A 12,836-nucleotide genomic window follows, 5' to 3' on the forward strand; every position below is an offset into this window, starting at 1 on the left:
ACTTCATTTCAGAGAACCTTGCGTTCTCTGAAATGAAGTTTCTTTTTTATTCCTGCACCGAGAGACGCGAAATCTCATCAATCATCCGGGTAGCTACGTCACATGTGAAGCATTCCAGGAAATCGTCTGCCACTAAAGCTTCAATCAGCTTGTAACTTCCGGCAATTACAGTAAAGTCCAGGTCGCTATCCGTATAAACACACCACGCTTTATCCGTGGACCACCAATAGGTCGGTGTCCCGTGCAAGCCGGCACGTGTTGACAACTCCGTGACTTCGTTCAACTTGCCATGAAATAAAGTAGCAGAGTAATCTTCTGTCTTCAACTCTTCATACCAAAAAAAACAGCTTTCTTTTCCACTGAACTGGTGCAGCACCTGAACCAATGCGTTCAAACTGTCCGGCTCGATTTCTCCTTCTTCGCCTGTAATTAAATAACGGGGAACTCCGTTTAGCTTCTGCATCAGTGACGCTGCTGATAACTCTTTTGAGCAGTCTAACTCATACTTTTTAGCAAGTTCTATCAGTCTCAACCGTTCTCCAAACTGAATGGCCTCCGCTTGTTTCGGTGTGCATTCGCTCCACAACAGTTGTTCATCTTGAATTTGGGGATCTCGGCACAAGGGATGGATCATCTTGCAATAATGCGTGAAACGATTTGGCAGGAAGTTCTCCACTCGAATTCCTTGCCGCTTATCCGACAACACCTCTACCGTTTCTTCACGAATCCATTCGTACTCTTCCATTCCGCTTAGCTTCTTCATCGTTCCACCTCTTTACCATCAACTGGCCGCAGGGTACGGTGCTTCTTCCTTACTTTTTTTCTATCTGTTTTCACCCACTCACACCCGAACTTCTCCGACAACTCCCCAGCGGCCTTTGTCTTTTTTAAAATCTTTCAGCTTGCCGTTCCAATACTCCACGTAGCGCTTGTCCATATCTGTGGAGGTAAAAAACTGGCGGTGTTGTTCTTGCGTTAAGTAGTAGGCCGGCAGTTCCTTTATTCCCGTACGTCTCGCTTTTGCGACGCGGTGGTTGCCGTCGATCAGCCGGAAAAATTCCGGACGCATGCGGACCATGATGATTGGCCGGGTCAAGTCTGCTTTCGGCAAAAACTCTTCGTCCAAATTCGACGAGTCCGCTCCCGGCCCCGGTGGACCAATCTGCACAACAGACCGTTCAACTTGATCCAGATTTGCTTGAATCCATCTAGTGGCCCGTGTGACATGCCAATTGAACGGAAAGCCACCAAGCATCTCGTCCCCTTCAACTGCTGTGCAAGGAATAAAATCCGGATTCTCTGTTAGTTTCTTCATGTAGCGCACCTCATTTTCTTCTATGTTCATTTCAGAATAGCCTATTTCCCCAGATAATCCTTGTGTACGGTTCAATTATGACTATTTATCAATCTCACTAAATATACAAATTCTTTGTATAGACGGAATTGTCTCGCTCACAGGGGCGCGATTTCATCTGGCGGTCTTTCACTGGTCAGGAATGGACTGGTACTGCGATGGCAGAGGTGGTACTAAAATCTGTCCGGAGTGGTATTATTTTTTGTCCGAAACGGTACTCTGTCATGTCTTTATACATTTCCCTAAGACGTGACTCGTTCATTGAATTATTTTTCTTAATAGAGCGCGTTTTTACTAAGCCACTTTCCCGCAGCATTTCTTATATTTCTTTCCGCTGCCGCAAAAGCATGGATCGTTCCGGCCAATTTTTTCGGCTAACGGAAGCAAGTTCTTTTTTTCTTCTTGAAACAATTCATTTGGAGTATGTCCCCGATTAATTTGAAGGCGCGTATGGTTATGCATATCCATCACTAGCTCCGCCACTTTCTTCAATTGCCCACTTTCTTCAAGCTTCAGCCCCATGCGATCAAATTCCCTAATAATCCGCTCAAGTGAAAAGGGGTCCTCCGCCATCATCTGTAAATCCTCCGCAGCACCTTCTACTTTGTCACTAGCTGCTTCTGGGAAAAGCGTTACCATGTATTGCTGTAGGTTGAAAAATTCTGTTGGCTTTTCAAAATAATCAGGGTCGCTCCATTTTAGCAGTTCTTCCCGTTCCGGCACATAATAGGGCTTTCCTTGTTGCGCCAGCCAGTGTTCATCAAACGCTTCGAATTCCATGATCCATTCTCCGACAAAAAAGCCTCCACCGTATTCATAGACGAACCGGTTCTGAAGCGCCGCTTTTGCTAGTCCTCCTGCAAATGGATCTTGAATCCACGCCTTGATTTCCTCAGCTGCTATGCTCTCTTTGTTTTGGCTTGAAATCACTTTTGCCACTTGCTCAAAGGGCACAATGCCATATAAATTAACCATCGCTGAGATATAATCCACCCAGGTTTTACTATCCATGTTCCCACTCCGTTCCTGTCGGTTCTGTTTTATTTTAGTGTACAGGTTCGAAGCATCGTTTCCAACCCAGGGTGACACACCAGATCCGGTTTTATTTATAAGAGGGAACGTTTTTTCCAGCAGTTCCCAAATAGTCCCTGTGAACGGTTCAATTATGACTATTTATTAATCTCAATAAATATACGAATGCCATCTTCGAAATCGGTTGATTTCATTGAAGATGGCGTTTTCGTTATTCAACTTCTTTGTATAGACTGAATTGTTTCGCTCACAGGGGCGCGATTTAACGCTGCTGCTTGTTTGGGAATGTGGTAAATCTCACGCAACTCATTCACGTAATTCCTGACGGTATTTTCAGCGATTGTATTCACACCCAGTCGCTCTTCCAACCAATCAAAAATTTGTGCTCCCGTCAGATCGGGATGTTCCTTTAACTAGCTGACAATCTCCTCGTGATAAGGATCCAATTTCTTGCTCCGGTTTTGCAGCGATAGAACGAATTCACAAAAACCCTCGGGCGTCATATTTCCGTAGTCAATCACCCGATTTCTGGATATCTTCAGTTTCTTGGCGATTGCGCTATTTGAAAATCCCACATCGCGCAGTTGATGAATTTCATTGTAAATCATAAATTTTTCCACTCCTCATTCCTCACTTTCAATAGACTCTCTCAAGTATATTAAAAGTAAGCGTCCAATATCGAACACCTAGTTTATTCGAAAAGAAAATGCCTTTCCGATTTTTTGTCGGAAAGGCATTTTTGTTATTTTTTCTTTTGAATATAACAGTCTTTTGGAAGTTCCTTCGACCAGGGCATGAGATGATCGATGTTCAGGTCTGCCGTCATGTCCAACTGCGGAAGTTCTTCGAAAAGAAATTGAAGGTAGAAAAATGGATTCAAGCCATTCTCTTTGGCGGTCTCTACGAGACTGTAGATGATGGCACTGGAATTCGCTCCGCTTGTCGAAACGGCGAACAGCCAATTTTTTCGTCCGATGACGAACGGTTTGATCGACCGTTCCGCACGATTGTTGTCGATCTCGATGCGTCCGTCTTTCATGAATGTTGTCAGCTTATGCCATTGATTCAACGAATAGGTGATGGCTTTGCCGGTGGCTGATTGCGGCGCAATGATTTTTTTTGTTCATGGAGCCAAGCCAAATAAGCATCCAGCACAGGCTGACTGTCTTTTTGTCTTATTTTCAAGCGCTCTTTGGCGTCCAACTTCTTGATTTTTCGTTCAATCGCGAATAATTGGTTACAGAAGTTAAGGCCCTTTTTGGCAATGGTCGATCGGGTGGAACTTGATGAGGGGCTCTTCAATGCCTTCAGCGCCTCATCGAATTTCCGACGGGCATGTGCCCAACAGCCCGCGAGCTCCACATTTTCGAGCGATTCATAACCGGCATATCCGTCGACGTTGAGATAGCCTTCGTATCCCTTCAAGAAATCCTTCGGATTTTTACTCGATCGGTTCGCTCGGTAATCGAAAAGGACCATCGGTTTTTTCGTTACAGAACTCGTGCGATAGAGCCACATGTACGACTTGGATTGTGCTGTCTTGCCGGGTTCATCGAGAACTTGCAGGCTGGTCTCATCGGCATGAAGCAGCTCTTCCTGCAGGAGTTGACGGTGGAGAAGATCATAAAACGGCCGCAACCAGCGGGTCGTACTTGAAATCATCCAATTCGAGAGTGTCTGGCGGTTCAACGGGATGCCCATCCGTTCCAGCTGCTTTTCCTGACGATAAAGCGGAAGACCATCCGCAAATTTTTGCGTCATGACAAAGGCGATTGCGGAAGGTGAAGCCAATCCCTTTGGGATGACTGGATTTTGCATCTTCGCTTTGACGATCGGAGTCGTGATGGCATGCTTCTCACAATGACGGCAGCTGTAAATGTGCTGGACGTGTTCCACCACTTTGACCTGTGCCGGAACGATTTTCAGCTCTTGCCGGGTTTGATGGCTCATTTCATGGAGTGCATGATCGCATGTCGAACAGACCTTCTCTGCATCAGAAAGGTCGTAATGGATCGTTTCGACCGGCAGGTCTTTCAGCTTTTCTGCACGACCGCCAATTTTTTTGCGCGTGTAGCTGATAGTCTCCATTGTCGGTTCCGCCAATAAGACGGAAGAAGAGATTTCGGCTTCGTTGAACAACTGGAGCGTCAACTGGTTGTCATCCGTCTTTTCGCTGGATGTACCAAACCGTTTCTGCTGAGCTAATCGAAACTGCTCTTCGTACCATTGCACCTTCAGCTCCAGTGTCTTCATCTGGTTCTCTAGCTGCGCGTTCTTCTTTTCCAATTCTTCAATTGTGGGTGAGGTCTTTCCGTCCATTATTTTCATAAGTCTAAGAATAGCACAAAAGTTTTGTCTCAAATAGACCTAAATGATTTTTTTCGCCGCGACGGATGGGTGTGCCTGCCGCTGATTCAGCGGCAGGCCATCAAGCAGCCAATTCAACTGCCGGGACGTGATGGGCAGCGGCTGGCTGGACCCAAGGTCCGGCCAATCGAACAACCCTTTTTCCAATCGGCGGTAGTAGAGCCAGAAACCATTGTGATCCCAGAATAGAATCTTGAGCTTGTCTTTCTTCCGGTTGCAGAACACAAAGAGTGCGTTGGAAAAAGGATCGAGCTGGAACAGTTCCTGGACGATAACCGCGAGCCCGTCAATCGACTTTCGGAGATCGGTCGGTCCGGCCGCTAAATACACCTGTTCGACGATCCGTCCGTTCATCATAACTGGTCAAGTGTCCGAAGGACCTTCAGTAACAGTTCGTCCTGGAAGCCACTCATCACCTCAATTTCCACATTTTTTATCTTCAACGTAAGCGTCTTGCTCGAAGGTTCTTCCACTAGACAAGAGACCCAAGCGGTCTCTTGCGACTTTTGGGATACGGGCGACTGCTTGCGCAGCCAGTATTTCATCGTGTGGATTTTGATGTCCTTCTTTTCGCACCACTGGACCAGGGATTCTTCACTTTGCCGATAGTCGCTGATCTGTTTTGTCCAATATAATTCTTTCTCTTTTCTTTTCAAAAAAACTCCTCCCAAAAATTTAAGTTTGGAAAGAGTATCTCACGAAGAATCTTCTATTAGAACGTGCTCATTATTGGACGCTTACTATTAAAAGCGCATCGGTATTGGTCAACTGTTGTGTCTTAATTGGTGAAATCTGTTTACCGTTATTTGTGGAAAACTGTTTAGTCTAGTTTAGCGGTTACAGAAGGACTCGAAGGTTCCTCGACCACGCAGGAAATCCACGCAGTTTCGTGTGACTCGGTGGCTACCGGGGACTGCTTACGCAGCCAATATTTCATCGTGTAGATCTTGATTTCCTTCTTCTCACACCAGTGAATAAGGGATTCTCCACTTTGTCGATAGTCACTTATTTGATCCATCCAGTACAATTCTTTCTCTTTTCTTTTCAAAAAAACCCCTCCCAGAAATTTAAATCTGGAAAGAGTATCTCATGGAAAACCTGCTAGTAGAATGTGTTGACTATTGGACGCTTACATACAAACTTCCGAAAGACTGTTACATTCAAAAGAAAAAATGAAAAATGCCCTTCCGACAAAAAGTCGGAAGGGCATTTTCTTATCTAAGAAACCAGGTGTTCGATATTGGACGCTTACCAATGAATCCAAACTTCTCACTTACATCAAATCGCTGCCCATTAAACTCATAGGCATAAACAGACTGGACTCCGTTTAACTTTTGGATGCCAATAGACAACTGGATTTCTTCACCCACGCATAATTGATTCTCTTATAAAAATTTCTCACGTCAAGTTTATAGCGACTCCACTTTCATTGATTTCTTAATAATTGGTTCTCAGGAACTTTTCTTAATTCTTTTGCCGGAGAACCTATCACCAAACTCTCTTTCTCAACATCTTTAGAGACAATACTTCCTGCTGCTACTGTACCATCTTCAAAAATAGTTTTACCTGGCAGTATGGTAGAATTAGCTCCTACTCTACCCCCATTCTTTATCGTGACTCCTTTAAATTTACCATAACGCTCTTTACTTCTGGCCATATAATTGTCATTTGTAGTTACAACATAAGGGGCAATGAAAACATAATCACCCAGTTCAGAATATGCGGTAATGTAGCAATTCGTTTCAAGCTTGCAATTTCTGCCGATGTTACAATCGTTTTCAATTGCTACTCCACGACCTACAATTGTCTTTTCTCCAATAGTTACACGTTCACGTACAGTTGCTAAGTCTGCAACAAAAACATCATCAGCTATTTTTGCATTAGCATAAACAATTGCTGAAGTTCCTATAGTTACACCAGATCCTATTTCGGCTGGAGAAAGTTTTTTCCCTTCTGGTAAAATCGATGCTTTTGCACGTGTAGGCTGTTTCCCTATTACTGCGTTGTCTTGAATAATAACGTTATTTCCGATTTTAGTACCTTCATAAATCACTACATTATTTCCGATTACAACGTTTTCACCGAGTGTAACATCGTTTTTAACCACCACATTTGATCCTTTTTTAATAGTCAATGAAATGCCTCCTAAAAATAAAAGCTAGTCGATTAAAGACTAACTTATTTTTTAATAATACTTTGAAATTTTTTTAGAGTTATTAGTATTTTTATCAGCTATTATTGCATTCGACCACTTATTTTCTAGTTTTTTTAATTATCACGATAACCAGTTTTTCTCTATATAAGCCTATATTATTAACTCAGAAAAAATCTAGCAAGAAATTATAAAATTAATATAAAGCTTTGTTATGTTAAGAGTGGCGAATCACTAATCTTTTAGAATATACTAACAAATCTTTTATACACTATTTACATTATTTTAATTCATTTTCACATTTCTCAACTATTCAAGGCATAAAACTCTATAATTTTTTCCACAATATAATCTTGGTGCTCTATAGGTAATTCAGGATACATTGGCAAAGAAATTGCTTCTTTAGCAGCTTTTTCTGTTTCTGGGAGATCCCCTTCTGAATACCCTAAATTTTTAAATACTGGTTGTAGATGAAGCGGCATGGGATAGTAAATCATTGTAGCAATTCCTTGCTCTTTCAGAAAGGCTTGTAATTCATCACGCTTAGGGACTCTAAGTGTATATTGATGAAAAACATGATAATTTCCTTCTACTTCAACTGGTGTTTGAATAATATTTATAAGTTTCTGATTCAATAGATTTGTATATCTCATAGCATGCTGCCTTCTACTATTTAACCACTCTTCAAGGTGTGGAAATTTAACGTTTAATATAGCTGCTTGCATTTCATCTAAACGGCTATTATATCCAAGAACATGATGATAATATTTTGGCTTACTACCATGAACTCGAATAACACGGGCTTTTTCTGCTAAATCTTCATTATTAGTGACAATCATCCCTGCGTCACCATAAGCTCCTAAGTTTTTCGTAGGAAAAAAACTATAAGTAGCTGCAGTGCCAAGTTCCCCAACAGTCTTACCATTTTGTTTAGATCCAATTGCTTGTGCTGCATCCTCAATAATTATTAAGTCATATTTAATAGCAATTTTTTTTATTGACTCCATATCTGCCATTTGTCCATAAAGGTGAACAGGAACAATAGCTTTAGTCTTTTCTGTTATTGCTGCTTCAATTTTTGTTGAATCAATATTAAATGTAATCGGATCAATATCTACATACACTGGAGTAGCGCCAACTCGTACAATTGCCCCTCCAGTAGCAAAAAAAGTAAAGGAAGAAGTTATTATCTCATCTCCAGCTTCAATACCAGCTGCCTGCAGCGCAATATGTATAGCATCACTTCCATTTGCTACTCCAATTCCGCTTTCAGAATTACTAAAACTAGCAATACTATTTTCTAATTTTTTTACATTTTCTCCAAGAATGAACTGAGAACTAGACATTACATCATCAATAGAAGTAATAATTTCATTTCTTAATTCCTGGTATTGTTTTTTTAAATCTAACATTTCGACTTTCATTTATAATCCTTCTTTCATTTCGCAAGTTTTTTATATGCTTGAATTAACTTTTCACTTTCTATTTTCCAATTGTACTTTGTTTTAATCATACCAATACCATTTTCGCCCATTTCCTGTGCGACTTTAGGATTATTGAATAAAAATTCTATAGTTTTAGCTATTTCAACTATATTTACCGGATTAACACAAATACCACAATTATTTTCTTCAACTATCTTTCTCCACAAAGGAAAATCAGAAGCTATAACAGGAATTCCTGCAGCCATATATTCAAACATTTTTACCGGTAAAGAATCAATATAGTTCTTTCTGGGATGAAGGACTACTAGACCAGCAAAAGATTTATTATATACCTGATTTACTTCTTGTCTATTCAAAAAACCTAGTTCACAAACTTTATTCCAGCCTTTATATTCACTAACTTTCTGTTTTTCCTGTTTAGTAGTAAATTTTCCAGCAAGTAATAGATTGATGTCTTCTGTTAACTCTAATGCTTTAACCATTTCTTCTATACCTCTATATTTATTAATTCCTCCGACATAGCAAATTGATTTTCTTCTACTTTCAACGATAGGTACTTTGCTATAAAACTCTTTTATAATAGGATAATTATTAACGCTTATACTTTTTATATCTTGTTTAACAAATCTATTATTTATAAAAGGTGTAGCTGCTATTACCAAATCAAATTGTTTTACTGCCCAAATTTCGTAAATAGCAAATATTTTTGAAACGAATTTTTGAGATTTAAATGGTAACCAAGATTTATTTAAAATTTGTTGTGGTACATCTTCATGTACATCATAAATAACTTTTTTTCCTTTTTTCTTTAGCTTTAATCCGATAGGAAGAAGTTCAGGATCATGAAAATGGTATATATCCGCATCTACATTTAATGCTTCCTTATACACTTTTTTTACAGTTCTTGTCATTCTTTTCAAACGGTTCCCGTCACTTAATTCTACGCCGAGAATTTTAACACTTCCCAACGTCATATTAGTAACTCCTGGAACAATATAATATACATCAAACCCTGCTTCTGCTAACGAGTTACATTCTTTTAATAGAATTCTTGTGTCTAAATGTGAGTGAACTGAAGTTAGATGACAAACCTTCATATAGAATTCCTTTCATAAAAAGTAATAATCTTTCGGAGTTTTATAAAATACATTCATAAGCATTAACTAATTTTTTCTTTTCTTGCTCCCAATTCAACTGTTTTTTAGCTTCTATTACATTTTTTTTAAATTCACTATAATATTTGGGGTTAGTTTTGAATTTTAAAATTGAAGAAACTATTTCTTCCTCAACTTCAGGATTACAAACAATTCCTACTTTATATTCACTAACTACTTTTTTTATCTCTGGAAAATTGCTTGCTAAAATCGGTACTTCTGCTTGAATATTTTCAAAAAGTTTATTTGGTAACATGTAATAATAACTTGCACTTACATTAGGAATAGTTATTAACCCCAAATCAGCAATAGCTACATAAGAATATAGATCACTAAATTTCACTGCTGGAATTACTCTTAAGTCTGTATTATTTTCTTCAGCTAATACACTTAAATCCTTAATATAGTCTTCGCTTCCAAAACCTAAAATCACTAAGGTTGCGTCTTTAATCTTCCCAGACGCTTTTATAATAGTCTCTATACCTCTGCCCTGAGTTATTGCACCGTGGTACATCAAAATAAAAGAACTATTATTAATATCATAAGTCTTTTTTAATTTTCCCTTTAGCAAAAGCTGCTCTTTGTCATCTTTCACCCATAATGGTCCTACGTTTCTTACTACTATTGGCTTTTTCTTTAAGCTATATTCTTCCACTAAAGCATTTGAAATAGATTCATTTACTACAATAGTAAATGCCGATTGTCCTATTAAAAACTTTTCTGATTTACGTATTACAAAATTTTTAATACTAGATCTAGCTTGAATGGTATTTCTTCCAATTTCAAATTCATGTGAATCATAGATTATCTTTGGTTTTGAAATCATAAATCTAGTGGCAGTCCATCCTACGAATAAAGCTAGTAGATCATGACAACTGATTGCATCTGGTTTTAATCGAATAATCTTTCTTATGAAATTATAAAGTAGTAAAAAAATATGGTAATACCTAATCAACTTGTTTTTTTTCTCTTTCAGATTTTCTTTTTTAATTCTAATTACTTCATAACTACTAGTTTTTTTTTCTATACTATTAATTTTACCGGTAATTAATAAAGTAACATTGTGACCTCTCTCTAATAGAGCAGATATCTCTCTTTCATCTCTGCTCTCATGATTAAAATCATTCAAAACTAGTTTTATAACATTTTTTTTTCGCATGATCGACCTCTATTAGATTTATTTAGACTAATTATTTAAAAATAATTTTCTTAATTAATTTAGTTGTTTTTGCTCGATAATCAACATATTTTGAAGTCTTATAAAAATCATGTTGTTTAGGATCTTCTTCCATAATTTTATTAAACTCCTCTTTAGACATTTTTAGCTTGTTAAGAATAAACTCAATATCTTTTTCCATCTCTTCTTCATCGTAAAGAGGTTTTTCTAATTCTTTGAGAGCTTCGTCCCGTTTTAATTGATTAACAATAATTAGACTTGATAAATGTGATGTTCTTTTATCGACATTAAACTTATTAGGAAAATAATAAGTTTGGACGAATTTTGTTAACGTGTTTTCCAAATGCTTGCTTCCATAATATTCAAATTCACAGAAATCCTTTAATTCTTTAAAAGCTCTTTCTTTATTATAATCAATTAAATTTAGAGGTCTTAAGCTTTCTATTTTATAAATATATTTATCTAAGTCTCTTTGTAATTCTGATAGTATTGGCAGCTTATCTAGCTTAGTTTCTCCATAAATTTTATTTATTTCTTTGATATGTTTAGTATCATATGCTGAATAGGTATTGCCTTGTTGTAAGATAGATTCTAAGGCGAAATTACCACCTGACAAAAAATATTTAATTTTGTGTTCTTTTGCTAGTTTGTATAGTGAAGCGAATAAAATATTATCTTGAGGGATTGCTAAATTTGGAACACCAGCTCTAAAGAACGCCTTTGTTAATTTATTAAATTGTTCTGCATTTGGTTCTATGTTGATTAATTTTATATTTGCTTTATTGCTTAACTTTTTGAGATTCTCTTTAGAAATCTCCGTATCGTATCCATCATCTACATGGACAGCTAGAATTCTTAACCCCCACTTATATCCTAAATATGCTAAATAGGAAGAATCAAGACCTCCTGAAATACCCATTAAACAATCATATTTCTTGCCCTTTCCTTCTTCTTTTATTTGAGATAACATCATTTTCAGTTGTTTTTCACCTTCACTATTTGGGAAATATATTCTTTTCATATTTACTAAAGCATCAGTACAATAATTGCAAACTCCTTCTTCATTAAAATATATTGTTACGTCTGATTTGTTATCCATTACACATCTATTACACATTTGGTATTTCATTTTTACTAACTCCTTTTTTGTGTTCTTAGCCTATATGCAATATAAATTCCCCATGCACCAATCAATTGATAATTTTCATGGATTGATCCACTATACATTAACATAGTAATTCCTGATAAAAAGAAAAGTGCAAAAAGTCCACTCCAATTTTCATCTTTCACTGTAAAAATCATTTTTAGTCCTACAAAAATTATAAAAAAACTAATAACTAAACCAAAAACTACTCCATAACTTAATATTAATTCGATAAATATATTATGAGAAAAATATCCTTCTCCTCCTAGTAAATATCTATCTGCTCCTAAGCCATAACCGAATGGATTAACTCTAATCAAATCTAATGCTGAATGGTATATTTGCATCCGTGTTTCACTTTCAAAAATTGTATTCGAAACAATTCTTTTAACAGTATAAGTATTAAAATCATTTAACGTTAACCAATTAATCAACTTTTCCAGAAAAAAGTTTTTAAAACTGACTAAAAGTATTACAAATCCAATAAAACTAAATTTAATCAAACTGAACTTTTTCGTTTGAAACAATATCAAATATATTAATAAAATCATTACTACAAAAATAGCTCCTCTAGATCCATATATAAAAATTGTGTAAGAGCTAAAAAGCAATAGTAATAAATCAAAAAAGTTTTTACTTCTTATAAATGTTAAAGCTAATATTCCCCAAAAGATTACTACATTATATGCAGCACTCATATATTCTTCATAGTTATAGCTAATTTGACTTTCGAAGTTCCATCTTAAGTTGTATTCAATTAAAACAACATATGAAGTAGCTTTCAAAATATTAATAAACCTTTTTGGGTCTTTAACTGTAGTTAATAACACGAATGTGGGTATATAAGTAAGTATAAAATTACTACTAAAAAATATTTTAAACAAATGTGGTACCGATTCATAGTTAAAGGAACTTATTAAGAATGATAGTATTAAAATGTATAAAGTCATTAGAGTATATATGCTGATTCTATATCTCAATAAAAAAAGCATATATACCACTATTAACACA

Annotated in this window: 13 protein-coding genes and 1 pseudogene; all 14 read right to left on the minus strand. The window is 37.0% G+C overall.

The window, feature by feature from the left end; all coding sequences use genetic code 11:
* Positions 1-46: 46 nt before the first annotated feature.
* The gene (locus tag QMF37_RS14705; RefSeq protein ID WP_283478679.1) at positions 47-763 is read right to left on the minus strand and encodes a hypothetical protein; all 717 of its coding nucleotides are present in this window, start codon (positions 761-763) and stop codon (positions 47-49) included.
* A 78-nt stretch (positions 764-841) separates the two neighbouring features.
* Positions 842-1,390 carry a hypothetical protein gene (locus tag QMF37_RS14710; protein ID WP_283478680.1) on the minus strand — a complete coding sequence of 183 codons (549 nt, stop codon included), beginning with the start codon at positions 1,388-1,390 and terminating at the stop codon, positions 842-844.
* Positions 1,391-1,648: 258 nt separating this feature from the next.
* Positions 1,649-2,365, minus strand: a complete 717-nt coding sequence (locus QMF37_RS14715) for an SEC-C metal-binding domain-containing protein (protein WP_283478682.1) — start codon at positions 2,363-2,365, stop codon at positions 1,649-1,651.
* A gap of 434 nt (positions 2,366-2,799) precedes the next feature.
* Complete coding sequence (locus QMF37_RS14720; protein ID WP_283478683.1) at positions 2,800-2,994, minus strand: hypothetical protein; 195 nt, start codon at positions 2,992-2,994, stop codon at positions 2,800-2,802.
* Positions 2,995-3,128: 134 nt separating this feature from the next.
* Positions 3,129-4,714 (minus strand): annotated as a pseudogene (tnpC, locus tag QMF37_RS14725) (IS66 family transposase).
* A 39-nt stretch (positions 4,715-4,753) separates the two neighbouring features.
* Complete coding sequence (gene tnpB, locus QMF37_RS14730) at positions 4,754-5,110, minus strand: IS66 family insertion sequence element accessory protein TnpB (protein WP_283478685.1); 357 nt, start codon at positions 5,108-5,110, stop codon at positions 4,754-4,756.
* Entirely contained in the window at positions 5,107-5,409 is a 303-nt protein-coding gene (gene tnpA / locus QMF37_RS14735) for an IS66 family insertion sequence element accessory protein TnpA (protein ID WP_283478687.1), read from the minus strand. Before tnpA (QMF37_RS14735) ends, tnpB begins: the two co-directional genes overlap by 4 nt.
* 164 nt (positions 5,410-5,573) lie before the next feature.
* Positions 5,574-5,801 (minus strand): IS66 family insertion sequence element accessory protein TnpA, encoded by a 228-nt coding sequence (gene tnpA, locus QMF37_RS14740; protein WP_283478689.1) that lies wholly within the window; start codon positions 5,799-5,801, stop codon positions 5,574-5,576.
* A gap of 378 nt (positions 5,802-6,179) precedes the next feature.
* Positions 6,180-6,881, minus strand: a complete 702-nt coding sequence (locus tag QMF37_RS14750) for a DapH/DapD/GlmU-related protein (RefSeq protein WP_481861834.1) — start codon at positions 6,879-6,881, stop codon at positions 6,180-6,182.
* A gap of 329 nt (positions 6,882-7,210) precedes the next feature.
* Positions 7,211-8,329, minus strand: coding sequence for a DegT/DnrJ/EryC1/StrS family aminotransferase (locus tag QMF37_RS14755; RefSeq protein WP_283478690.1), 1,119 nt, complete (start codon positions 8,327-8,329; stop codon positions 7,211-7,213).
* 14 nt (positions 8,330-8,343) lie between these two features.
* Complete coding sequence (locus QMF37_RS14760; RefSeq protein WP_283478691.1) at positions 8,344-9,447, minus strand: glycosyltransferase family 4 protein; 1,104 nt, start codon at positions 9,445-9,447, stop codon at positions 8,344-8,346.
* Between the two features lie 40 nt (positions 9,448-9,487).
* Positions 9,488-10,663, minus strand: a complete 1,176-nt coding sequence (locus tag QMF37_RS14765) for a glycosyltransferase (RefSeq protein ID WP_283478692.1) — start codon at positions 10,661-10,663, stop codon at positions 9,488-9,490.
* Between the two features lie 31 nt (positions 10,664-10,694).
* The gene (locus tag QMF37_RS14770; protein ID WP_283478694.1) at positions 10,695-11,810 is read right to left on the minus strand and encodes an N-acetyl sugar amidotransferase; all 1,116 of its coding nucleotides are present in this window, start codon (positions 11,808-11,810) and stop codon (positions 10,695-10,697) included.
* Positions 11,811-11,815: 5 nt separating this feature from the next.
* The gene (locus QMF37_RS14775) at positions 11,816-12,610 is read right to left on the minus strand and encodes an O-antigen ligase family protein (protein ID WP_283478695.1); all 795 of its coding nucleotides are present in this window, start codon (positions 12,608-12,610) and stop codon (positions 11,816-11,818) included.
* Positions 12,611-12,836 lie beyond the last annotated feature (226 nt).

The organism is Planococcus sp. S3-L1, assembly GCF_030063085.1.
Lineage (GTDB): Bacteria > Bacillota > Bacilli > Bacillales_A > Planococcaceae > Planococcus > Planococcus kocurii.